The organism is Pseudomonas sp. Irchel s3h17 (genome assembly GCF_900187505.1).
Lineage (GTDB): Bacteria > Pseudomonadota > Gammaproteobacteria > Pseudomonadales > Pseudomonadaceae > Aquipseudomonas.
On record NZ_FYDL01000002.1, the window covers coordinates 246,368 to 271,454 of the forward strand.

The 25,087-nt window shown below is 60.8% G+C and carries 16 protein-coding genes; 6 read left to right on the plus strand and 10 right to left on the minus strand.

Annotation, left to right across the window (positions count from 1 at the left end):
* Window positions 1–8 precede the first annotated feature (8 nt).
* Complete coding sequence (gene nagE / locus CKW25_RS03200; protein ID WP_095077613.1) at window positions 9–1,724, plus strand: N-acetylglucosamine-specific PTS transporter subunit IIBC; 1,716 nt, start codon at window positions 9–11, stop codon at window positions 1,722–1,724.
* An 80-nt stretch (window positions 1,725–1,804) separates the two neighbouring features.
* Window positions 1,805–7,555 (plus strand): membrane-targeted effector domain-containing toxin, encoded by a 5,751-nt coding sequence (locus CKW25_RS03205; protein WP_095077615.1) that lies wholly within the window; start codon window positions 1,805–1,807, stop codon window positions 7,553–7,555.
* Window positions 7,556–7,664: 109 nt separating this feature from the next.
* Here CKW25_RS03205 and CKW25_RS03210 read toward each other — a convergent pair whose 3' ends face one another.
* Together CKW25_RS03210 and purL are read right to left on the minus strand one after the other, a co-directional pair.
* A complete protein-coding gene (locus CKW25_RS03210) occupies window positions 7,665–7,976 on the minus strand; it encodes an NGG1p interacting factor NIF3 (RefSeq protein ID WP_095077617.1) in 312 nt (103 codons plus the stop codon).
* A gap of 4 nt (window positions 7,977–7,980) precedes the next feature.
* Window positions 7,981–11,877 carry a phosphoribosylformylglycinamidine synthase gene (gene purL / locus CKW25_RS03215; protein WP_095077619.1) on the minus strand — a complete coding sequence of 1,299 codons (3,897 nt, stop codon included), beginning with the start codon at window positions 11,875–11,877 and terminating at the stop codon, window positions 7,981–7,983.
* Between the two features lie 286 nt (window positions 11,878–12,163).
* Here purL and mltF point away from each other — a divergent pair, with 286 nt between their 5' ends.
* A complete protein-coding gene (gene mltF, locus CKW25_RS03220; protein WP_095077621.1) occupies window positions 12,164–13,624 on the plus strand; it encodes a membrane-bound lytic murein transglycosylase MltF in 1,461 nt (486 codons plus the stop codon).
* A gap of 40 nt (window positions 13,625–13,664) precedes the next feature.
* On the opposite strand, the gene pdxJ is transcribed toward mltF, so the two are convergent.
* The 8 genes from pdxJ to lptF form a co-directional block, all read right to left on the minus strand.
* The gene (gene pdxJ / locus CKW25_RS03225) at window positions 13,665–14,411 is read right to left on the minus strand and encodes a pyridoxine 5'-phosphate synthase (RefSeq protein ID WP_095077622.1); all 747 of its coding nucleotides are present in this window, start codon (window positions 14,409–14,411) and stop codon (window positions 13,665–13,667) included.
* A gap of 97 nt (window positions 14,412–14,508) precedes the next feature.
* Window positions 14,509–15,198 (minus strand): DNA repair protein RecO, encoded by a 690-nt coding sequence (recO, locus tag CKW25_RS03230; RefSeq protein ID WP_095077624.1) that lies wholly within the window; start codon window positions 15,196–15,198, stop codon window positions 14,509–14,511.
* A gap of 200 nt (window positions 15,199–15,398) precedes the next feature.
* Window positions 15,399–16,301: a GTPase Era gene (era, locus tag CKW25_RS03235; protein WP_095077626.1), complete on the minus strand. Its 903-nt coding sequence runs from the start codon at window positions 16,299–16,301 to the stop codon at window positions 15,399–15,401.
* Window positions 16,294–16,983, minus strand: coding sequence for a ribonuclease III (gene rnc, locus CKW25_RS03240; protein WP_095077627.1), 690 nt, complete (start codon window positions 16,981–16,983; stop codon window positions 16,294–16,296). Before rnc ends, era begins: the two co-directional genes overlap by 8 nt.
* A 177-nt stretch (window positions 16,984–17,160) precedes the next feature.
* Entirely contained in the window at window positions 17,161–18,015 is an 855-nt protein-coding gene (lepB, locus tag CKW25_RS03245; RefSeq protein WP_095077629.1) for a signal peptidase I, read from the minus strand.
* 5 nt (window positions 18,016–18,020) lie between these two features.
* Window positions 18,021–19,820 carry a translation elongation factor 4 gene (lepA, locus tag CKW25_RS03250; protein ID WP_095077631.1) on the minus strand — a complete coding sequence of 600 codons (1,800 nt, stop codon included), beginning with the start codon at window positions 19,818–19,820 and terminating at the stop codon, window positions 18,021–18,023.
* A 172-nt stretch (window positions 19,821–19,992) separates the two neighbouring features.
* Window positions 19,993–21,054 (minus strand): LPS export ABC transporter permease LptG, encoded by a 1,062-nt coding sequence (gene lptG / locus CKW25_RS03255; protein ID WP_095077632.1) that lies wholly within the window; start codon window positions 21,052–21,054, stop codon window positions 19,993–19,995.
* On the minus strand, window positions 21,047–22,165 hold the full coding sequence (gene lptF, locus CKW25_RS03260; RefSeq protein ID WP_095077634.1) for an LPS export ABC transporter permease LptF: 1,119 nt from the start codon (window positions 22,163–22,165) through the stop codon (window positions 21,047–21,049). Before lptF ends, lptG begins: the two co-directional genes overlap by 8 nt.
* 301 nt (window positions 22,166–22,466) lie before the next feature.
* Between lptF and CKW25_RS03265 the strand changes: the two genes are divergently transcribed.
* The 3 genes from CKW25_RS03265 to CKW25_RS03275 are packed head-to-tail and all read left to right on the plus strand — an operon-like array spanning window position 22,467 to window position 24,873.
* Entirely contained in the window at window positions 22,467–23,957 is a 1,491-nt protein-coding gene (locus CKW25_RS03265; protein WP_095077636.1) for a leucyl aminopeptidase, read from the plus strand.
* A gap of 60 nt (window positions 23,958–24,017) precedes the next feature.
* Window positions 24,018–24,446 (plus strand): DNA polymerase III subunit chi, encoded by a 429-nt coding sequence (locus CKW25_RS03270; protein ID WP_095077638.1) that lies wholly within the window; start codon window positions 24,018–24,020, stop codon window positions 24,444–24,446.
* Between the two features lie 7 nt (window positions 24,447–24,453).
* Window positions 24,454–24,873 (plus strand): DNA polymerase III subunit chi, encoded by a 420-nt coding sequence (locus tag CKW25_RS03275; RefSeq protein ID WP_095077640.1) that lies wholly within the window; start codon window positions 24,454–24,456, stop codon window positions 24,871–24,873.
* The last annotated feature ends 214 nt before the right edge of the window (window positions 24,874–25,087 follow it).

Sequence of the window (25,087 nt, forward strand, 5' to 3'; positions counted from 1 at the left end):
GACTCGCCATGTACCAACACTTTATCGAAGGCCTGCAACGCCTGGGCCGCGCACTGATGCTGCCGATCGCGATCCTGCCCATCGCCGGCCTGTTGCTGCGCCTGGGCGACACCGACCTGCTGAACATCGCGGTGATGCACGACGCCGGGCAAGCGATCTTCGCCAACCTGGCGCTAATCTTTGCCATCGGCATTGCCGTGGGGTTTGCCCGGGACAACAACGGTACGGCGGGTCTTGCGGGGGCGATTGGCTACCTGGTGATGATCTCCACACTCAAGGTGCTGGACTCGACCATCAACATGGGCATGCTCGCCGGGATCGTCAGCGGCCTGATGGCCGGCGCGCTGTATAACCGTTTCAAGGACATCAAACTGCCGGAGTACCTGGCGTTTTTTGGCGGACGACGGTTTGTGCCGATTGCCACCGGGTTCTCGGCCGTTGGCCTGGGGGTGATCTTCGGGCTGATCTGGCCACCGATCCAGCACGGCATCAACAGCTTCGGCGTGTTACTGCTGGAAAGCGGCAGCTTCGGTGCATTTATCTTCGGCGTGTTCAATCGCTTGCTGATCGTCACCGGCTTGCACCACATCCTCAACAACATGGCCTGGTTCGTGTTCGGCAGTTTCACCGACCCGGTGACCGGTGCCGTGGTGACGGGCGACCTGACCCGCTACTTTGCCGGTGATCCGAAAGGCGGCCAGTTCATGACCGGCATGTTCCCGGTGATGCTGTTCGGCTTACCCGCCGCCTGCCTGGCGATGTACCGTAATGCCCTGCCGGAGCGGCGCAAGATCATGGGCGGGATCTTCCTGTCGATGGCCCTGACCTCGTTCCTCACCGGCGTGACCGAACCGATCGAATTCGCCTTCATGTTCCTCGCGCCCTTCCTGTATTTGCTGCATGCGCTACTGACCGGTTTGTCGATGGCCATTACCAACTTGCTGAACATCCATCTGGGTTTTACGTTCTCCGGTGGTTTTATCGACATGGTCCTGGGCTGGGGGAAATCCACCAATGGCTGGTTGGTGATGCCCGTGGGCCTGGCCTACGCCGTGGTCTACTACAGCGTATTCAGTTACTGCATCCGGCGCTTCAACCTGAAGACGCCGGGGCGCGAAGACACTCAAGTCGCACCGGCCGAAGCCATGAGCGACCATCAGCGTGCCAGCGCCTACATCCGGGCCTTGGGCGGCGCCGCCAACCTGCTGAGTGTCGGTGCCTGCACCACGCGTCTGCGCCTGGACATGGTGGATCGCAACAAGGCCGTGGATGCCGATCTGAAAGCGCTGGGTGCGATGGCCGTGGTTCGGCCAGGCAACGGTGGCAGCTTGCAGGTGGTGGTCGGGCCGATGGCCGACAGCATCGCCGACGAAATCCGCTTGGCCATGCCAATGTCGGGCAAGGCACCGTTGCCAGGCACAGCCATGCCGCCTCAGGCGCCCCCTGTCGCAACGCCTCAGGCTCAACAATGGCTCGATGCGCTGGGCGGCCATGACAATGTGCGGCAACTGGACTGCGTGGCCATGACCCGTATTCGTCTGCAACTGGCGGACAACAAGGCGCTCTCGCAAACCGGGCTCAAGGCGCTGGGATGCCAGGGCGCCAGCCTGCTCGATGATGGTGGCGATGGTGTCTGGCACTTGCTTTTGGGGGACAGGGCCTCGGGCCTGAGCGAGGCGCTCGAGTCACTGATCAAGCACAACACCGATCGCGCCAAGGCCTGATCCCGATATCTATTTACCGCCTGCCTACAGGCACCGCCCTGCATGCTGATGACTTCACTATCAGCATGGAGAGCGTGCCCATGAGCACCGCCAGCCCCCGTACCTCCACGTCATTTGACGAAATCAAAGGCTATCTCAACCAGATCGGCCAGTACCTGTTTCAGGTTGAAACTCCCTGGATACCCGAAAGCCAACCGTCAGCCGAACAACGCTACCTCAATCGCCTGAACGGCCTGATCCAGACGAGTCGCCAGCAATATCTCGACAAGGCCCGTGCCCACTATCAGCCATTGAAAGACAGCAACCTGCACAGCGAGGAAGGGCAGCAACTGCTCACCACCCTCAAGTCCACGCTCAATGACCATCTGCTGGAACTGGATCTGCGCCACCAGATTGATGCTAAGCCACGCAAGTCCTTCATGACCTACGATGCCGGGTTCACCGCGCTGGAGCACGAAGCCAGGCTCGGTGTTCAAGACCGTCTGCTCCACCCGCAGGAAGCCGCCATACTGGAGCGGACACCGTTGTTCCCGACCCTGCGCCCGGGCCTGTATGCCTTGCAGTTCAGTTATCAGGAAAACAGCGTTGAGTTGGCTGGCGCCTTTGTCGTCACGGAAAAAAACAGCCCGCTGGCAAACGACCTGACCACGGCGCAAAACGTGGGCCAGGTTCTACTGTTCACCCCGGCACGCGGCATCGAATCCTTTGACTCCCTGGCCCTGCTCGACAACCACCTGTTGCAGAGCCTGGATCACCCCAGCGGCCAGCGTGAATTCAAAGCGTTGCTGCCGGTGCGCTATCACGCTCTGAGCGCCGCCGGTATCTGGCCACTGCAATTGTCGCCCATCGTCGACAAACCGTTGTTCGAGCACACCGACGGCGCGCTGATCGACAGGCGTACCCAGGATATCGACCACGCCTTGAGCCTTGTGGACAACCCGGCCCAAGACCCGGCGCACGTGATCAATGCCCTGGACCAGGCCATCACCGCCGCCACGCCCGACCTCACGGCCCGCCTGGAGCTCCGAGCGCAGACCCTGCTTGAGCGCTGCTTGCGCTACAGCGCACCCGACTGGTATCGCAGCGCCAGCGAAGCCGCCCGGACCACGCTGGCGGAACACCTCAACGACTACAACCAGGCCCGACAGACCCTGCTGAACCTGCTGGCTCCCGCCACAACCCCCCAGAGCCTGGCTCGCCATCAATGGCTTGAGCGCCTGAGCGACGAGCTGGATATCCATGACCTGGAACCGGAGCACTTGCAGATCAGCACCCGTCGCTTCGTGGCTAACGTCGGCCACTACGATCACCACCGGAACCTGATCGAACTGGCCCTGCGCGGCCTGCATAGCGGTGACGAAAGCAGAGGCTCCCCCTTCCAGACCCAAACCACCCTCACCTACAACGACGCGCCATTGACCGAGGCCTATCAGGACGTGACACCCGCCTGGCTCGCGCAGCAGATGACCAGCCTGCAGCCGCGCATCGACTTTGCCAATGTGCAACGGGCACTGCATGCCCGAGCCGAAGTCAGTACCGCCATCGAACAGATGCTCGACCGACGCATTAACGCGCTGGCCTACACCGCCGTCCTGCAAGGCCACATAAGCGAAGACGACTTCCAGTTGATCCAGCACCTGCGCCAAGGCACCGGCCCTCGACTCGAAGCCGACACTCTCGGCGCCAGCTCGCTTGCGCTGCACGATGCGCAACTTCTGGATCTCTGGGTGCTGCGCCGCACAAATGCCAGCGGCACAGTCGACCGTATCCTGCTGTGCACACCCGAAGCACCGCGTGAGCAGCAGTTTCATGCCTTCGACACGGAGCTGGCGTGCCAGCAGCACATCCTCGGCTGGACGCTGGACAATGGCCTCAAGCCCCCTCCCGGCAGCCTGACCGATTACTTGATCACCCGCCTGCCCTTGCGCTTTCGCAACAGCATGAAAGACGTACTGAGCGGGCTGACCTTCAAGTTTCACGCCCAGGAGTACAAAGAGGTCGCCTTCATCAACACCGGTACCCACGCCGAATGCCTCAAATCGATGGCGCGTCATGTACTGGCCACGCGAATAGACGACTACGCGTTCAGCACACCGGGCTGGTATCGCTCGACCACCCACGAGAGCAGAAGAATACTCGCGACACGGGCTGAAAATGCCGAGGGCGCCCTGGATGCCTACAGCGCACATCCCTTGTCTGAAACCCAATTCCCCGACTTCAACGCCTTTTTGCATGAAAACGCCAAACGGCGATTGAACGAAATGCTCGGTCGCCCTCGAAACGATGTGGACCCGGACACGGTCTGGGTTTACTCGCCAGCATCACTGGTCGGCACTCCCGATTCCCCGCCCATGACGTACACCCGGCTCTATCGTGATGGCTATGCCGACGGCGTGGGTTTTCTCGATGAAAAGTTTTCCCGTTCGGCGACCTTCAAAGGGCCAGAAGGTATCGATCTGCGCGCCCTGACAGCCGAAAAGGTCGCACGCTCGGTAACCGGTGCCTGGATTGGCGAGCGCTACATCGACAAGGTCAGGGGCGAGCTGTTGAAGCCGGACGACTCCGCCTATGCCTTCCGATGTGATGCAGTACTGGCCATCACCCAGCAACAACTGCTCGGCGCCGCCCTGGAGTCCAGGCTCAAGGGGGACATCGCCAACGTCGACCTGCAATGGCTTGAGCAAAGCATCTCCAGCATGACCGACACTTCGCAGGTAACCCGTGGGACCTACGCCATCCATCGCTTGCTGGTGGACGGTGACTGGGTCATCGATAACTACCTGTTCAGCCACGGCACAAACCCCGTGCTGCTTTACACACCACAGGCACCCGACGGGGTCAGTTTTCGCGAGGCCAGGCAGTTCAATTACCTGCTCAAGAAAACGCCCGGCATGATTGCCTACTTCACAAATCGGGTCGGCGTGTCCTCTCAGGTCCGGGTCCGCCAGTTTCTGCAAGAGGCCCGCCAAGGGCTGCCCGAAGACCTGGACAGCAGCAGTACCAGCCCGGCGCGTTACGACTCAACGCGCGCAGTGCCGCCGATATTCGACCTGCGCCAGGCGCTGTACAACATGAAGCTGCAACGCAAGATCGATGATGTGGATGCCACCACCGTCAATCGTACACAGATGATTACCGGCACTCTCTGGACCTGCGTGGAATGGGGCCTGGCCATTGCCACCGCGCCGTTCCCGCTCCTGAGTTTGAGTACTGGCCTGCTGCTGGCCTTCAAAGACGCCATGCTCGCGCTGCACGCCTACCATCAGGGCGATACCGCCGCAGCCCTTGAGCACTTCGCGGGCTACTTGCTCAACAGTGCCGGAGCCGTACTGACAGACCTGCGTCCGGCATTACGCTCACTCAAACCCCTCGGCAAACTGGCACGCCTGCCCGCTGCCAAGGCGGAGCCGATACGGGCAATGAAGTTGATCAAAGCGCTGGAACCTGCGCCACCGACGCCAGCGGGCATGCAATCGGTCATCTTCGAGGGGCAACACCTTTGGGCCCCCAACACGCCGGATGTCATTGGCCGCTACTTGCTGTATCGCCTCGACCCTGCCAGCGGGAAATTGGTCTCGACCACGCGTGTGGCCGCACCGAACGCCGAAGGCGTCTGGAAACGTACCGGGATTGCCGGTGGGGCTCCGGAGTACGAAACACTGCCTGAAACGCCCAAGCCGCTTAGTGTCTATGAGATGCCCGAGAAAAAATGGCGTGACCTTGTGCCTGTCCTGGACCCACAGGTACGGAGCACTTTGCTCCGCTTGAACGCCGAGCATAATATGCCCCCCGGCTCCATATTGGGCTCTGCCGCAGACAGTATGAAATCGCTGCACGGTATTTACGTGCAACAAGTCGAACGCCTGACCACGGACGCGCGAAATTTTTTCACCTTCCTCGACCCGCTGCCCCCACCGGCTGCCGTCCCGCCCGTTGAGGCCAGCACTTCCTTGGCGCAGCTGATCGACAGCGACACCTTTGCCGGCAACAAAAATCTGATTATCGGTGCAGTGCCAGGCTCCATCGCCGGCAAACAGGTGTTGATCGAACAGATGGACGCGTTGGCCGCGAAAGGCTTCAAGCGCTTGTACCTGGAATACCTGCCGGGGGATGTCTTCAGGCCGAAGCTTGAAAAGCTCAACAAAGGCAAGTCCTGGCTGAACATCAAGAAGCATCTGCAGACCATCGACACAGCCTTCGGCTTCGCCGAGGACGCGGACTTCTCTTATGTCGCCCTCGTGCGCACGGCCCAAGAGAAGAAAATCCAGATCAAGGCCCTGGACGCGACCACCTCCTATCAACTGGATGACTCCATGACGATGCTGGGTACCTCGCCCTCCACCACACCACGGGACAACAGTCTGAGAAACTTCTACTCCCATAAAGTCATCCAGGCCGATGTGGCCGATACCCCGGATGAGCGTTGGATCGCGCTGGTGGATCAGTCGCGCTTGAGGACCTTCAATGAAACACCTGGCCTGGCCGACCTGCAAAACGCCGTCGCCCTGCGCATCGACGATGTCGGGCTGGATCAACCGGTGGGCATCTGGGTGGACACCCCTGGCTCGATAACCGGTGACGCGCTAGCCAAAGGCGACTATCGCATGAGCCTGCAAACCCCCTATAAAGCCCCTGAACCCCTCCAGGCTGTTGCCGTCCCCGACGTTCAACATTTCGATGATTTTGATGTTCCCGGCGCGATGAGGGACGAGATTGTTCACCAGTCCGCGAACCGATATGGCCTGGACTCTCGTTACCGCCCACAGGGACAAGAAAGCGGCAAAGCATTCGACATGTTTGTCGCACTGCGAAAGCGCTTGAAGAGTGAAGCCGAACACTATTTCACCGACTACGTGGCGCCTGCCAGGCCAACACTTCCCGAGATAACGGCGGCCACCACGCCCGAATCGTTCCTCAAGCAAATCGCCGACGGCCCCTATCCAGGACTGATACTGGGTGAGGCTCATGGCCAGCAATCGTGCAAGGCGTTCCTGCGAACGCAGATGAAAAAGCTCAAAGAGCTGGAATTCGAGACCCTCTACGTGGAACACCTGTGGACGGATCTGCACCAGGCACAGTTGGATGCGTTCTTTGAGTCTCAGCACCTGAGCGGTCAGCTCAAGGCCTTCCTGAAAAGCCAGGATGCCGGCCATATGCCGTTCTACACGGGGCCCAATACGTACTCGGCGGTCTACCAGGCCGCCGCCAAGTACAAGATTCGCATCAAGGCCCTGGACTGCACCGCCAGCTATAACCTCAAGGGCATCTCCGACGGCGATGAAACCCGCGCCAGCATGTTCAACTACTTCGCCACCCAGGTCATTCAGGCCGACCAGGCTGCACGTGGGCCACACAAATGGATCGCTTTCGTCGGCAATAGCCACGCCAATCATTACATGGGGGTGCCTGGGTTGGCGGAAACACTGGGCACAGTCAGTTTGAATATCAGGGACACCGCGCCCACGCTGAGCAAAAGGATTCACCACAGTGCCTGGGAGACCATCACCACTAAACCTGGCTGGCCCGCGCTACGGTGCGACTTCGACCTGGATGAGGGGGTGGCGGGCATGAAAGTACCAGCGCCCTTTACCCCCGCCGACCGTTCGAAATTGAGCGAGGCCGGGTACTTCCTGATCGAACGCCCCTCCCACCTTGAAACCAACCTGGTGCACCGCTCCAGTACCGGGGAAATTATCTCCACCCCGATCCAGGTGGACGACAAAGGTCTGTTTTTTATTGATCGTTGGGACAAGCGCGATCAACGCTTCCTGCACCAGTTCACCTTGATCGAAATGCTTAGAGCGGATGTACACCTGAGGCCCGCACCGTAAGCCCAGCCTGCTGCAACCCGTCATGTGATCGACACTTTTAAAAGGCACGCACAAAAAGACCCGCTGGCCAGATCGGCACAGCGGGTCTTTTGTTCGAGCAGGGTGCGCATCAGAAATCCGCTAGCTGCCACACCTCATAAGCGGGTGTCTCATAGGGATGGCTGAGCTTCAACGCAGCCACTACCGCGACGATCAGCTCATCGGCCACCACCAGCTCAACCTTCCATTCCTCGACCACTTCGACCTGACCGACCTGGCCGATAAACGGCTGACTGCCGTCCATCGCCCGGAACTGGCCCTGGCCCAACACCTGCCAGGCACAACTGTCGTAGAGGCCGATGCGCCCGCCACCGGCTGCAAAGACGGCGGTTTTCACCGTCTCTACATGGCTGTCGGGCACAAAGAAGCTGAGCTTGTACACCGCCTTAGTTCACCCACACGCGAGCATTACGGAACATGCGCATCCACGGTGCATCTTCGTTCCACTCTTCCGAGCGCCACGAGTTCTGCACGGCGCGGAACACCCGCTCCGGGTGCGGCATCATGATGGTCACGCGACCGTCACGGCTGGTGAGGCCGGTGATCCCGCGCGGCGAACCGTTCGGGTTGGCCGGGTAGCTTTCGGTGACCTTGCCGTGGTTGTCGACGAAACGCATCGCCACGCAACCCGACAGATCGGCTTGCAGCAGTGCTTCTGCGCTTTCGAACTCGGCATGGCCTTCACCGTGGGCGATGGCGATTGGCATGCGCGAACCGGCCATGCCTTGCAGGAAGATCGAGTTCGACTCCTGCACCTGGACCATGGCCACGCGGGCTTCGAACTGCTCGGAACGGTTACGCACAAAGTGCGGCCAGAACTCGCTGCCCGGGATCAGCTCGTGCAGGTTGGACATCATCTGGCAACCGTTGCACACACCGAGGGTGAAGCTGTCGTTACGCTCGAAGAAGCCCTGGAACGCGTCACGTGCGCGGCTGTTGAACAGCGCGGACTTGGCCCAGCCTTCACCGGCACCGAGAACGTCGCCGTAGGAGAAACCGCCACAGGCCACCAGGCCCTTGAACTCGTTCAGGTCGACACGGCCGGCCAGAATGTCGCTCATGTGCACGTCGATCGCGTTGAAACCGGCGCGGTCGAACGCGGCCGCCATTTCCACCTGACCGTTGACGCCCTGCTCACGCAGTACGGCAACCTGTGGGCGAATGCCTTTCTTGATGTAAGGCGCGGCGATGTCCTGGTTGACGTCGTAGCTCAGCTTGACGCTCAGGCCCGGGTTGTCTTCTTCCAGCAGGACGTCGAACTCTTGATCGGCGCAGTCGGCGTTATCACGCAGGCGCTGGATCTGGTAGCTGGTCTCGGCCCATTGACGCTGCAGCAGGCGACGCTGGCCTTCGAACACGGTTTCGCCGTTGAAGGTGATGCTGATCTCGCCATTGTTCATCGGCTGGCCGATCACCGACACGCAGTCGCCCAGGCCCGCGGCGCTGAATTGCGCGAGGATGTCCGGGGTGGAGTCCTGGCGAACCTGGATCACTGCACCCAGTTCTTCGTTGAACAGGATCGAAGCGATGTCGGCCGATGTTTCCGCCAGACCGTCGAGGTTCAGGCTCAGGCCGCAGTGGCCGGCGAAAGCCATTTCCACGGCGCTGGTCAGCAGACCACCGTCGGAACGGTCGTGGTAGGCCAGCAGGTGGCCGTCGGCGTTGAGGCCCTGGATCACCGCGAAGAAGGCTTTCAGGTCTTCGGCGTCATCGACGTCCGGAGCCTGGCTACCGAGCTTGCCGTGGACCTGGGCGAGGATCGAAGCGCCCATGCGGTTCTGGCCACGACCCAGGTCGATCAGGATCAGGTCGGTGGTGCCCTTGTCCATGCGCAGTTGCGGGGTCAGGGTCTGGCGGATGTCAGTCACTGGCGCGAAACCGGTCACGATCAGCGACATCGGCGAGGTCACACTCTTATCCACGCCTTCGTCGTTCCAGCGAGTGGCCATGGACATCGAGTCCTTGCCCACCGGAATGGTGATGCCCAGCTCAGGGCACAGTTCCATGCCGACCGCTTTCACGGTGTCGTACAGACGCGCGTCTTCGCCCGGGTGACCGGCAGCCGACATCCAGTTCGCCGACAGCTTGATGTCGGAGAGCTTGCCGATGCGCGAGGCTGCAATGTTGGTCAGGGTTTCGCCGATGGCCATGCGACCCGACGCCGGAGCGTCCAGCAGTGCCAGCGGAGTACGCTCGCCCATGGCCATGGCTTCACCGGTGTAGACGTCGAAGCTGGTGGCGGTGACGGCAACGTCGGCCACCGGAACCTGCCACGGGCCGACCATCTGGTCACGGGCCACGAGGCCGGTGATGGTGCGGTCGCCGATGGTGATCAGGAAGCTCTTGCTGGCCACGGCCGGATGATGCAGAACACGCTCGACACAGTCGGCGATGTTCAGGGTCGACGGATCGAAATCGTCGCCCAGTTCGTTTTCACGCACCACCGAACGGTGCATGCGCGGGGCTTTGCCCAGCAGCACTTCGAGCGGCATGTCCACCGGGCTGTTGCCGAAGTGGCTGTCGGTGACTGTCAGTTGCGGCTCGGCAGTGGCTTCGCCGACCACGGCGAACGGGCAACGCTCACGTTCGCAGATCGCCTTGAAGCGCTCGAAGTCGGCAGGGCCGACCGCCAGAACGTAGCGTTCCTGGGATTCGTTACTCCAGATCTCGTGCGGGGCCATGCCCGGCTCGTCGTTTGGAATGTTGCGCAGTTCGAAACGGCCACCGCGGTCGCCGTCGTTGACCAGTTCCGGGAAGGCGTTGGACAGGCCGCCCGCGCCCACGTCGTGAATGAAGCTGATCGGGTTGTGATCACCCAACTGCCAGCAACGGTCGATGACTTCCTGGCAACGGCGTTCCATTTCCGGGTTTTCACGCTGTACCGAAGCGAAGTCCAGGTCAGCCGAGCTGGTGCCGGTGGCCATGGAGGAAGCCGCGCCGCCGCCCAGGCCGATCAGCATCGCCGGGCCGCCCAGCACGATCAGCTTGGAACCAACGAGGATTTCGCCTTTCTGGACGTGCCCTTCACGGATGTTGCCCATACCGCCGGCCAGCATGATCGGCTTGTGGTAACCGCGAACTTCATCACCGTGCGGGGTGGTGATGGATTGTTCGAAGGTACGGAAGTAGCCGGTCAGCGCCGGACGGCCGAATTCGTTGTTGAATGCAGCGCCGCCCAATGGGCCTTCGATCATGATGTCCAGCGCGGTGACGATGCGCTCGGGCTTGCCGTACGGCACTTCCCACGGCTGTTCGAAGCCCGGGATCTGCAGGTTGGACACGGTGAAACCGGTCAGGCCAGCCTTCGGCTTGGCACCGCGACCGGTGGCGCCTTCGTCGCGGATCTCGCCGCCGGAACCGGTGGACGCGCCTGGGAACGGGGCAATCGCGGTCGGGTGGTTGTGGGTCTCGACCTTCATCAGGATGTGCACCGGTTCCTGCACCGCGCCGTACTGGCGGGTTTCAGGGTCCGGGAAGAAACGCCCGGCGATGCTGCCGACGATCACCGAAGCGTTGTCCTTGTAAGCCGACAGAACGCCTTCGCCATGCATCACGTAGGTGTTCTTGATCATGCCGAACAGGCTTTTTTCCTGGCTCTCGCCGTCGATGTCCCAACTGGCGTTGAAGATCTTGTGACGGCAGTGCTCGGAGTTCGCCTGGGCGAACATCATCAGTTCGATGTCGTGCGGGTTGCGCTTCAAGCCGACGAAGGCGTTGACCAGATAGTCGATCTCGTCGTCGGCCAGGGCCAGGCCCAGTTCGACGTTGGCGGTTTCCAGCGCGGCGCGACCGCCACCCAGTACGTCGATCGCCGTCAACGGCTTGGGTTCGGCGTGACTGAACAGGCCGGCAGCCTGTTCCAGGTTTTCCAGGACGATCTGGGTCATGCGGTCATGCAGTGCATCAGCAACAAGCCGGGCCTGTACGTCGGTGAACTCACCGGTGACGTAGAAAGCGATGCCACGCTCCAGGCGCTGGATTTTCCCCAGGCCACAGTTGCGGGCAATGTCGCTGGCCTTGCTCGACCATGGCGAGATAGTGCCGAAACGTGGCAACACCAGGAACAGGCGACCGGTCGGCTCTTGTACTGGAACGCTGGGGCCGTACTTCAGAAGGCGCGCAAGCACCTGCTGTTCGTCGCCGGTCAGGACGCCGGTAACCTCGGCGAAGTGAGCGAATTCAGCATACAGGCCACTGACAGCCGGGACCTTCTGGCTCAGTTGCTCAAGGAGTTTGCTGTGGCGAAAGGCAGAAAGGGCAGGAGCGCCGCGCAGGATCAACATCTTCGGGACAGCCTCGGGAAGGGGTGTGCTTTGAGGCCGTGCATTCTAGCCTAAACCGTCCGCGACAGCACCCGAAACGCTACGCCCGATATCGTCCGAACGTCGGCCAGGGGTTTGAAGCCTATAACCAATGCTCATCAGCCCAGGTACGAAGGGTTATTTCAGCCCCCCTGATTAGCCCTCAATGCCCGTTCTTGAGGGCTTTGCTCAAGTTTTCCGACCTCTAGCAGACAAGCCCTGTGCTGTCGAGATATGGCGGCCGTGGTCCTTTGCGTATACTGCGCAGATGTTTTCCCCAATGGTCTTACGTCCGCGATACGCCAAATGGCTCATCGCAACCGGACTCTTCCTGATGCTCGGCGGCTGTGTTGATAAACCCAACACCCTGGAGCGCGTAAAGGAGGATGGCGTGCTGCGCGTGGTGACGCGTAACAGCCCGGCCACCTACTTCCAGGATCGCAACGGTGAAACCGGCTTCGAATACGAGCTGGTGAAGCGCTTCGCCGACGATCTGGGGGTCGAGCTGAAGATCGAAACCGCCGACAACCTTGACGATCTGTTTGATCAGGTGGGCAAGCCTAACGGCCCGGTGCTCGCTGCTGCCGGTCTGGTCAGCAGCGAGAAACGCAAGGCACAGGTCAGGTTTTCCCACTCGTATCTGGAAGTCACCCCACAGATCATCTATCGCAACGGCCAGTCACGCCCCACCAATCCGGCGGATCTGGTGGGCAAGAAGATCATGGTGCTCAAGGGCAGCACCCACGCCGAGCAATTGGCAGCGCTGAAACAGAAAAATCCCAGGATTGAATACGAAGAGTCTGACGCGGTTGAGGTCGTTGACCTACTGCGCATGGTGGACGAAGGTCAGATCGATCTGACACTGGTCGACTCCAACGAAGTGGCCATGAACCAGGTTTACTTCCCTAACGTCCGGGTAGCCTTCGACCTGGGCGACGCCAGCAACCAGAGCTGGGCCGTGGCCGCCGGCGACGACAACAGCCTGCTCAACGAGATCAACACCTACCTCGACAAGGTGCAGAAAAACGGCACCCTGCAACGCCTCAAGGATCGCTATTACGGGCATGTCGACGTACTCGGCTACATGGGCGCCACCACCTTCGCCCAGCACCTGCAACAACGGCTGCCCAAGTACGAACAGCACTTCAAGATGTACGCCAAGAAAGAGAAAGTCGACTGGCGCCTGCTAGCGGCGATCGGTTATCAGGAATCGCTGTGGCAACCGACCGTCACTTCCAAGACCGGGGTGCGCGGCCTGATGATGCTGACCCAGAACACCGCGCAGGCCATGGGCGTGTCCAATCGCCTGGACGCCAGGCAAAGCATCATGGGTGGCGCCAAGTACCTGGCCTATATGAAGGATCAGCTGAGCGACTCGATCAAGGAGCCGGACCGCACCTGGTTTGCCCTGGCCGCGTACAACGTGGGCAGCGGCCACCTGGATGACGCCCGCAAGCTGGCGGCCAAGGAAGGGTTGAACCCCAACAAGTGGCTGGACGTGAAAAAGATCCTGCCGCGCCTGTCGCAGAAACAGTGGTACAGCAAGACGCGGTATGGCTACGCCCGTGGCGGCGAACCGGTGCATTTCGTGGCGAACATCCGCCGCTACTACGACATCCTGACATGGGTCACGCAGCCGCAACTTGAGGGCGACCAGATTGCCGAAGGCAGCCTGCATGTGCCGGGCATCGACAAGACCAAGGCGCCGGAAGACAACTCGCCACTTTGACACTGATCGTTCCCACGCTCCCGCGTGGGAACGATCTACCTCAGGCTTTTGCCGCGGCTGCCAGAATCAACGCTTTCATTTCCGATACCGCCGACTTGAACCCGACGAACAGGGCATGCGCCACCAGCGCGTGGCCGATGTTCAATTCATTGATGCCCTTGATGGCGGCGACCGCTTCGACGTTGTGGTAATGCAGGCCGTGACCGGCATTGACGATCAAGCCCTGAGCCAGGCCGCAGGCCACGCCGTCGGCGACGCGCTGCAACTCTTCAGCGACTTCGGTGGGAGTCTGCGCATCGGCGTAGCGACCGGTGTGCAACTCGATGGCCGGGGCACCAACGCGTTTCGATGCCTCGATCTGACGCTCATCGGCGTCAATGAACAGCGACACTTCACAGCCGATTTTCGCCAGGCGCTCCACCGCCGCCTTGATCCGGGCTTCCTGCCCCGCGACATCCAGGCCGCCTTCGGTGGTCAGTTCCTGGCGGGTTTCCGGGACCAGGCAAATGTGCGCCGGACGAATGTGCTCGGCGAACGCCATCATTTCCTCGGTGACGCCCATTTCGAAGTTCATGCGGGTTTGCAGCACGTCCTTGAGCAGCAGCACGTCGCGCTCCTGGATGTGCCGGCGATCTTCGCGCAAATGCACGGTGATGCCGTCAGCCCCCGCCTCTTCCGCGTCCAGCGCCGCCTTCACGGGATCAGGGTAGCGAGTGCCCCGGGCCTGACGCAGGGTGGCAACGTGGTCGATGTTCACGCCAAGAAGAATGCGGGTGCTGGTGGTCACGGAAGCGCTCCAGAAGAAGAGAAAGTTCGGTGCACAGCATACACGGGGATACCGGGTCTGTTGACGCCAGGTGAGGGCCTCCTGGCAACAACCGCCCCTACGGCTTGCGAAACAGCTCGCGACTGACCAGCGGCCGACCACCCAGGTGGACCGCCAGTGCCTGGCGCATCAGACGCTTGGCGGCAGGCAATGCGCCTGGCGCACTCCAGTCAGCCTCGGCCATGGCCAGCAACTCGGCGCCGTTGAACAAACCGGGCTGCAGCAAATAGACCCGCTCAAGCCCGGCGTCGACCTGCAGACGGTACATGCCATCGGCTTCGATGGGAGCCTGGTGGATATCCCGGGTCAGCGCAAAGCCGTACCCCAGGTCATCCAGCAGCCGCCATTCGAAGGACCGCAGCAAGGGCTCCAGCGGACGCCCTTCGGCGAGGGCCAGCACGGTCGCCGCGTAGTGATCGAATACCGCGGGATGAGGATCTTCGGAGGGCAGCAGGCGAATCAACAGTTCGTTGAGGTACAGGCCACTGAACAGCGCCTCGCCATTGAGCCAGGTGGAAACGCCTGCGCTTTCCATGCGGCCAACGTTCTTCAACTCGCCCCGCCCCCGGAACTCGACCTCCAGCGGCACGAACGGTCGCGCCAGGGTCCCCGCCTTGCCCCGTGCACTGCGCAACACCGCCCGCAGCCGGCCTTGCGGCGTGAGGAAGTCCACCAACGCGCTGCTTTCGCGATAGGCGCGAGAGTGCAGGACGTAGGCGGGTTGGCTGGGGGGTGGGTGGGTTGACATCAGTGCTCGAATCTCTGGAGAGATCAACTGTGGCGAGGGAGCTTGCTCCCGCTGGGCTGCGAAGCAGCCCCTACATCAGCAGCCGCAGAGAATCAGGCACATTGTGGCGAATGGTTTTGGGGTCGCTATGCGACCCAGCGGGAGCAAGCTCCCTCGCCACAAAGGTCGGCGCAAGATCCAAAGCCTTGCGCCATGCCTGATTACAGGTCGCCATAACCCAGCGAACGCAGGGCACGCTCATCGTCGGACCAGCCACCTTTCACCTTGACCCACAGGTTGAGCATGATCTTGGAGTCAAACAGCAGCTCCATGTCCTTGCGCGCTTCGGTGCCGATGCGCTTGATGCGCTCGCCCTTGTCGCCAATGATGATTTTCTTCTGGCCGTCACGCTCAACGAGGATCAAGGCATGGATATGCAGGGTTTTGCCCTGCTGCTTGAACTCTTCGATTTCCACGGTGATCTGGTACGGCAGCTCGGCACCCATCTGGCGCATGATTTTCTCGCGCACCAGTTCGGCGGCAAGGAAACGGCTGCTGCGGTCGGTGATCTGGTCTTCCGGGAAGAAGTGGTCGTTTTCCGGCAAGTGCCCGGAAATGACCCGCTCCAGCGCATCGAGGTTATGCCCGTGCTGGGCCGAAATCGGGATGATCTGCGCATTCGGCAGTTGCTCCTGCAACCAGCTCAGGTGCGGCATCAACTCGGCCTTGTCTTCGATGCGGTCGGTCTTGTTCAGTGCCACGATCAAGGGACCGGTCACGTACTGGACACGCTCGAGAACCATCTGGTCTTCTTCGGTCCACTTGGTGCGATCAACCACGAAGATCACCACATCGACGTCTTTCAACGCCGCCGAAGCGGTCTTGTTCATGTAGCGGTTCAGGGCTTTCTCGCCGCCTTTGTGCATGCCGGGGGTATCGACGTAGATCGCCTGGACGGCGCCTTCGGTCTTGATCCCGAGCATGTTGTGGCGAGTGGTTTGCGGCTTGCGCGAGGTGATGGCCAGCTTCTGGCCCAGAATGTGGTTCAGCAGCGTGGACTTGCCCACGTTCGGGCGGCCGACGATGGCGACATAGCCACAGCGAGTTGCAGTTGAATCAGTCATGGCCATTCTCCACGCCCAGGGCTATCAGTGCTGCGGCGGCCGCTACCTGTTCGGCAATACGACGACTCACACCCTGACCTCGGCTTTTTTCATTCAGTAAGGTGATTTCACATTCGACGAAGAACGTCCGGCAATGCGGCTCACCCTGGATATCCACCACTTCGTAACGCGGCAGCTCACAGGCACGCGACTGCAAGAACTCTTGCAGGCGGGTCTTTGGATCTTTGTTGGTGTCGACCAGTGTCAGGCTCTCGAACTCGGACGTCAGCCAGGCCAGCACGCGTTCGCGCGCCATATCCATGCCGGCGTCCAGGTAGATCGCACCGATCAGCGCCTCAAGGGCATCGGCGAGGATCGATTCGCGGCGGAAACCACCGCTCTTCAACTCGCCGGACCCCAGGCGCAGGTACTCGCCCAGGTCGAAACCGCGCGCCAGCACCGCCAGCGTCTCACCCTTCACCAGGCGCGCGCGCAAACGCGACAACTGGCCTTCACGGGCCAACGGGAAGCGGTCGAACAGCGCTTCACCGGCGACGAAGTTGAGGATGGCGTCGCCGAGAAATTCCAGGCGTTCGTTGTTACGCCCGGCAAAGCTGCGGTGAGTGAGGGCCAGGATCATCAGTTCCTGATCCTTGAAGGTATAACCGAGCTGACGCTCGAGACGACTTAAAGAGACGCTCACGGTTTACCCACGCTGAGTTCGTGGTCGACTTCCTTCAAAGCGTAGCTGCGAAGGTCTGGGACAATTAACGCTGTGTTCAAAAATTACATCCTGAGTATCGTTGTCAGCACGCTGGCGGCGACGTTCTGTCGGTGCCAGAAATGCATTCGGCGCTGTGTTCAACAGCGCCGTGTGTGATTACTTGATCAGGCCAACCCGCGAAAAATTCGGCAGATGACCGAGTTTGGGTTCCGGCCAGCTCATCCAGACCGCGAAAGCCTTGCCGACGATGTTCTGGTCGGGAACCATGCCGAGCAGGTTCTTGGGAATGCTTGGGTCATCCCAGTAGCGACTGTCGTTGGAGTTGTCGCGGTTGTCGCCCATCATGAAGTAGTGCCCGGCGGGCACGGTCCAGGAACGATCAGGCGTTGCGCGGTAGCGGCTCATTTCCTTGCGGATCATGTGCTCGGCGACGCCCAGTTTTTCCTTGTAGAGCTCGGCACTGCCCAGCGTACCCGGTTCGGAACCGACCAGCTGCTCGGCGATCGACTGGCCATTGACGAACAGGCGCTTGTCGGCGGTGTAGCGAATCTGGTCGCCCGGAAGGCCCACTACACGCTTGATGTAGTTGACGTTAGGGTCGCTTGGATAGCGAAACACCATCACATCCCCACGCTGTGGCTCGCCGACTTCGATGACTTTCTTGTCGAGTACCGGCAAGCGGATCCCGTAAGAAAACTTGTTCACCAGAATGAAGTCACCCACATCCAGGGTCGGTTTCATCGAACCGGACGGAATCTGGAACGGCTCGACCAGAAACGAACGCAGCACCAGCACGATGAACAGCACCGGGAAGAACGATTTGCCGTATTCAACCAGCAAAGGTTCTTTGTTCAGCTTCTCGACCACCACCATGTCGGGTTGGCTGACACTGCCCTGATAAGAGGCAATGGCAGAGCGCCGACGCGGTGCCAGAAACACCAGGTCGAGCAACGCCAACAGACCGCAGACGAAGACAGCGATGACCAGCAACAGCGGGAAATTTAGTGACATAGGACCTAACTATCCAACCTGAGCACAGCAAGGAAGGCTTCTTGTGGAATTTCCACGTTACCGACCTGCTTCATGCGTTTTTTACCGGCCTTTTGCTTTTCCAACAGCTTGCGCTTACGGCTGACGTCGCCGCCGTAGCATTTGGCCAATACGTTCTTTCTGAGTGCCTTGACGGAGGTCCGCGCAATAATCTGCCCGCCAATGGCGGCCTGGATTGCGACGTCGAACATCTGGCGCGGAATCAGTTCTTTCATCTTTTCGGTCAACTGGCGACCTTTGTAGTGCGCATTATCCTTGTGCACGATCAGCGCCAGGGCGTCGACCTTGTCACCATTGATCAGCACATCCAGCTTGACCAGATTAGCTGATTGATAACGGTCGAAGTGGTAATCCAGCGAAGCATAGCCGCGACTGGTGGATTTCAGACGGTCGAAGAAGTCCAGGACCACTTCGTTCATCGGCAAATCGTAGGTCACCTGGACCTGGGAGCCGAGGAACAGCATGTCGTGCTGCACGCCACGCTTCTCGATGCACAGGGTGATGACGTTGCCCAGGTGCTCTTGCGGCACAAGAATGTTGGCCCGAACGATCGGTTCGCGCATGTCTTCGATGGCCGACAGATCCGGCAGCTTGGACGGGTTGTCGACGTAGATCGTTTCGCCGCTCTTGAGCAGCAGCTCGAAGATTACCGTCGGCGCGGTGGTGATCAGGTCCAGGTCGTACTCGCGCTCCAGGCGCTCCTGGATGATCTCCATGTGCAGCATGCCGAGGAACCCGCAACGGAAGCCGAAGCCCAGCGCGTCGGAGCTTTCCGGGGTGTATTGCAGCGACGAGTCGTTCAGGGTGAGCTTTTGCAGCGCTTCGCGGAAATCTTCGAAGTCGTCGGAGCTGACCGGGAACAGACCGGCGTACACCTGCGGCTGAATGCGCTTGAAACCTGGCAGCACATCGACGTCCGGCGTCGAACTCAAGGTCAGGGTGTCGCCCACTGGCGCACCGTGAATGTCCTTGATACCGGCAATGATGAAGCCTACTTCACCGGCCTTCAGGTCAACGGTGGCGGTGTGTTTCGGGTTGAAGACACCGACGCTGTCCACCAGATGGATCTTGCCGGTGGATTTCACCAGGATCTTGTCGCCCTTCTTCACGCGGCCGTGGCGCACGCGAACCAGGGAGACAACGCCCAGGTAGTTGTCGAACCAGGAGTCGATGATCAACGCTTGCAGCGGGTCTTCGATATTCCCGGTCGGCGCTGGAATAGTGTGTACCAGGCGCTCGAGCACTTCATCGACGCCCTGGCCGGTCTTGGCACTGCAGGTCACTGCGTCAGTGGCATCGATGCCGATGATTTTTTCGATTTCTTCTTTGACGCGGTCCGGATCGGCCTGTGGCAGATCGATCTTGTTCAGCACCGGCATCACTTCCAGGCCCTGCTCGATCGCCGTGTAGCAGTTGGCAACCGATTGAGCCTCGACGCCTTGACCGGCATCGACCACCAGCAGCGCACCTTCACAGGCCGCCAGCGAACGACTGACCTCATAGGTGAAGTCGACGTGGCCCGGGGTGTCAATGAAGTTCAGCTGATACTTGATGCCGTCTCTAGCGGTGTAATACAGGGTAACGCTATGCGCCTTGATGGTGATCCCGCGTTCACGCTCAAGGTCCATGGAGTCCAGTACCTGGGCTTCCATTTCGCGCTCGGCCAAGCCGCCGCACATCTGGATGAAGCGATCGGCCAGCGTCGACTTGCCATGGTCAATGTGGGCGATGATGGAGAAATTGCGGATATGACTCAAATCACTCACGGATCAACACTCAAAAAGGCTGCAGGCATAGCCCGCCGAAAAATAGCCGGGAATTGTACCTGATACACGACGCAAGCGTCACGCTTGCAGGTCAATGGCGTCGAATGCAAAAACGCCCCGCTCTTGCGAACGGGGCGTCCAATAGGCTCAGCAAAGACTGAAAATACTGCGCTCAACCCGCTCGGCGCAGCAGCCAGTAGCCTGCCAGCGCGCAGACTCCGGCCGGCAGCAGCACCGCTAAAAGCGGTGGAAAACCGAACACCAGGCTCGAGGGCCCCAGCAAATCCTGGACGATACGGAAGGTAAAGCCCACCAGTACCCCAGTGAACACCCGCTGACCCAGGGTCACCGAACGCAACGGGCCGAAGATGAAGGAAATCGCCATCAACACCAGTGCCGCGGTGACCAACGGCTGCAACACCTTGACCCAAAATGCCAGCCAGTAACGACCGTTGTTCAGCCCCTGTTCCGCCAGGTAGTGGATGTAACCCCACAAACCGGTGATCGACAGAGAGTCCGGCGCCATCACTACAGTACTGAGCAATTGCGGGTTCAAGGTGACATTCCAGCGCTCCGACGGCGTATTAACCACTTCACTGCGCTTGTCGTGGAACAGCGTGGTGGTAACGTCGCTCAGCGTCCAGTGATCCGTGTCGAACTCGGCACGCCTGGCGAAGCTCGACGACAGCAGATGCCGCTCGTTGTCGAAACGATAGCGGGTCACCCCATACAACAGGCCGTTAGGCTGCACGGCGTTGACATGTATGAACTCGTCGCCCTGACGGTGCCACAAGCCGTGCTTGGCACTTTGCGAATCACCACTGCCCTGAGCCAGCGAGCGATTGGCCTGAGCGATGGTTTCCGTCGCCGGCGCCACGTACTCACCAATCAGCAGGCCGGCCACCATCAGCACCAGCATCGGCTTCATCACGGCCCAGACGATCCGCCCGATCGACACGCCCGCTGCACGCATGATGGTCAGCTCGCTGTTGCTGGCCAGGCCGCCAAGCCCGATCAGGCAACCGATCAGCGCCGCCATCGGCAACATGTCGTACAGGCGACGCGGCGCCGTCAGCAACACATAGCTCAGGACATCCATCACGGTGTAGGTGTCGCTGGCATCACCCATTTCATCAATGAACGCGAACAGCGTCGCCAGGCCGAGGATGATCCCCAGTACCGCCAGGATCGCCAGGAACACACTGCTACCAATGTAGCGATCGAGCTTAACCACGAGCCACCTCCAACGTGCTGCGGCGACTCGCCATCTTCAAGCGCAACGGTTCCCAGTACAGCAAGCCCAGGCCAATGGCCAGGAAGATCCCGTGAACCCACCACAGGCCCAACGCGGGCGGCAGCTTGCCTTTTTCCAGGGCGCCGCGCGCGGCAATCAGGATCGTCAGGTAGGCCATGTAGAGAAGAATCGCCGGCAGCAGCTTGAGGAAACGGCCCTGGCGCGGATTGACCCGCGACAATGGCACCGCCATCAGGGTCACGATGAAGACCAGCAACGGCAACGACAGGCGCCATTGCAATTCGGCACGGGAGCGCACGTCATCGTTGCCCATCAGCGTGCGGGTGCTGATTGCATCACGATCGGTCACTTCGTCACTGACGTCAGGCTTTGGCAGCAGCATGCCATGGGTGTCGTATTTGATGACCCGGTAATCGGCCTGTCCCGGACTGCCGTCGTAGCGATAGCCGTTTTCCAGGATCAGGTAGCGGTTGCCGTCCGGCATGATTTCCTGACGACCGCTTTCAGCCACCAGGACCGAGATGCCACGGTCCTTTTTGTCGGATGAGAGGTTCTTTTGCGACATGAACACGCCCGACAGGTTGACGCGGTCATCCGACAGTTTCTCGGTGTAGGTCACTCGGGTGCCGTCGCGCAGGGCCTGGAAACGGCCTGGCTCCAACGTATCGAATTCGGTCAGCGCGTCCTGGGAGTTCAGCAGCAGTTGAAACTGGTTGGCACCTTGCGGGGCCAGGCTCAGGCTCAGCCACGCCACCAGCAAGGCAACCAGCGTGGCCGGAAACAACGTATAGGCAAACAGGCGCTGCTGGCTCATGCCAGTGGCCGAGAGCACGGTCATCTCGCTTTCCAGATAGAGACGACCGTAGGCCAGCAGAATCCCCAGGAACAACCCCAGCGGCAGGATCAGTTGCAGGAAGCCCGGCAGGCGGAAGCCCATGATCAGGAACAGCGAACCCGGATCCAGAAGCCCCGCGGCAGCCTGGGCGAGGTATTTGATGAAGCGTCCGCTCATGATGATGACCAACAGCACGGCGCTGACAGCGCTCAGGGTCACCAGGACTTCGCGGGACAGATAACGGAAGACGATCAAACCAGACACTCCAGGGTTGTCAGGCTAAGGCGGCCAAACAAGCAAACAGCGGCCAGCAAGGCTGAGCCACTCGAAAAGATGCCGCATTATCCTGTGATTGGCCGCGCCTGTCACTTCGCACGCTCAAGCAGGCATGCATTGCATTAAAGATCAGCTTGGCGAGGGTTGTCTGGCTCGGGCGCGAGGTTCAAACTGCGGCCTTTGTCGCAGGCTGTACCAGCGTCTTTCCAAATAGAAAGGCAAACGTGTGCGCACACCGTGCGACGCGCTGCCATTTGACCATTTATTCAGGGACCCGGACATGGAACTGGTTGTAAAAAGCGTTAGCCCAGAAACGTTGAAAACCGCCACTCTGGTGGTCGCCGTCGGCGAAGACCGCAAACTCGGCAACGTTGCCAAGCAGATCGATGACCTCACTGGCGGCGCGATCAGCGCCATTCTCAAGCGCGGCGACCTGGCCGGCAAAGCAGGCCAGAGCCTGTTGCTGCACAGCCTGCCGAACCTGAAGGCCGAACGCGTGCTGCTGGTGGGCGTGGGCAAGGATGCCGAGCTGGGTGACCGCCCGTTCCGCAAAATCATCGCCGGCGTACTGAACACCCTCAAGGGCCTGGGCGGCAGCGAAGCCGCACTGGCACTGGACGAAGTGGTCGTCAAGGGTCGTGACAGCTACGGCAAGACCCGTTTGCTGGCCGAAACCCTGGTAGACGGCGAGTACAGCTTCGAGCAGTTCAAGAGCCAGAAGAGCGACCCACGCCCTCTGAAAAAAATCACCCTGCTGACCATCAAGGCCGCCCAGGCCGAAGTGGAACGCGCCGTGACCCACGCCACCGCGATTGCCCATGGCATGTCCTTCACCCGGGACCTGGGCAACCTGCCACCGAACATCTGCCATCCGAGCTTCCTCGCCGAACAGGCCAAGGACCTGGGCAAGACGTTCAAAGGCCTCAAAGTCGAGATCCTTGACGAGAAGAAAATCAAGGAACTGGGCATGGGCTCGTTCTACGCCGTCGGCCAGGGCAGCGCCCAGCCACCGCGCCTGATCGTCATGCAGTACAACGGCGGCAAGAAATCCGAGAAGCCGTACGCGCTGGTCGGCAAGGGCATCACCTTCGACACCGGCGGCATCAGCCTCAAGCCTGGCGCCGGCATGGACGAAATGAAATACGACATGGGCGGCGCGGCCAGCGTGTTCGGCACCCTGCGCGCCGTGCTCGAGTTGAAACTGCCGATCAACCTGGTGTGCATCCTGGCCTGCGCCGAGAACATGCCGAGCGGCAACGCCTCGCGTCCAGGCGATATCGTCACGACCATGAGCGGCCAGACCGTGGAAATCCTCAACACCGACGCCGAAGGCCGCCTGGTGTTGTGCGACGCCCTGACCTACGCCGAGCGCTTCAAGCCACAGGCCGTGATCGACATCGCCACCCTGACGGGCGCGTGCGTCGTAGCCCTGGGCTCCCACACCTCGGGCCTGCTGGGCAACAATGACGAACTGATCGGCCAGTTGCTGAGCGCCGGCCAGGCCGCCGACGACCGTGCCTGGCAACTGCCGCTGTTCGACGAGTACCAGGAACAGCTGGACAGCCCGTTCGCCGACATCGCCAACATTGGCGGCCCGAAAGCCGGCACCATCACGGCCGCGTGCTTCCTCTCGCGCTTCACCAAGAACCTGAACTGGGCGCACCTGGACATCGCGGGCACCGCATGGACCAGCGGCGGCAAGGACAAGGGCGCCACTGGCCGTCCGGTTCCGCTGCTGACCCAGTACCTGCTGGACCGCGCCAAAGCCTGAAACCGATGACCTTGCACGGCGTCGCTCATGGGTGACGCCGCTCAAGGCTCAGGAACCGCAATGACCAAAGTCGACTTCTATATCCTGCCCAGTGCCGATCCGTCCGCACGACTGGATTTTGCCTGCAAACTCACCGACAAGGCCTGGCGCATGGGCCACCGCATCTACCTGCATTGCAGCGATGCCGCTCAGCGCGACGATCTCGATGCGCGACTGTGGGCCTTCAAAGGTGAAAGCTTCGTACCCCACGGCCATGCCGAAAGCGAACCGGACGGCTTGATTGTGCTGGGTGTCGGAGACGATCCAGGGCAGCACCAGGACCTGCTGGTCAATCTTGACCTCAAGGTCCCCTCCTTTGCCCAGCGCTTTGCCCGTGTGGCGGAAGTGGTGGTAGAAGACCCGACTATCCGTCAGGCCGCGCGGGAGAGTTTCCGCTTCTACCGCGAACAGGGCTATCCTCTGCAAGATCACCGTCTACAGCGACTCTGAGTACACGATGGACACGCCAAATCCGCTGCAAAAGTCTGCGCACCTGCTGGATGACCTCGAGTCGATCCGCCAACTGCTCGGCGATGACAACCTGCAACCGCCCCTGCTGACCGAAACCGTCACGCCGGAAGGTGATGAAGGCCAGATTCCCTTGCTGTTCGATCAGATCAGCGGCAAACCGCCTGCTGCCGCCGTCGAGCAACCAGCCCCTCAACCTGCCCCTGCGCCTGCGCCGGTGGCCGAACCCGCTCCAGCGACGACAGCCCGGCAAGCGGCCGACGTCATGCTGCACCTGGACAGCGAACTGCGCGCCGCCGCGCAATTGATCATGCAAGACGTCATTGATGACTTTGCCCCGCACATCGAGACAGAAATCAAACGTCGCCTCGATGCGCGAATGGAACGGCTGTTGAGCCAGTACGAATAGCTCAAGTATGTGAGTGGGCTTCTGTGGCGAGGGAGCTTGCTCCCGCTCGACTGCGCAGCAGTCGCAAACCTGAGCATGCGATTAGCCTGATACAACGCAGTTGCAGATTTCAGGGCCGCTTCGCACCCCGGCGGAGCAAGCTCCCTCGCCACAGGCTCATTCCTTATTAGTTCCGCGCACCGTCCGCACCCGCTCGCCCTTCGCCCCATGCCCC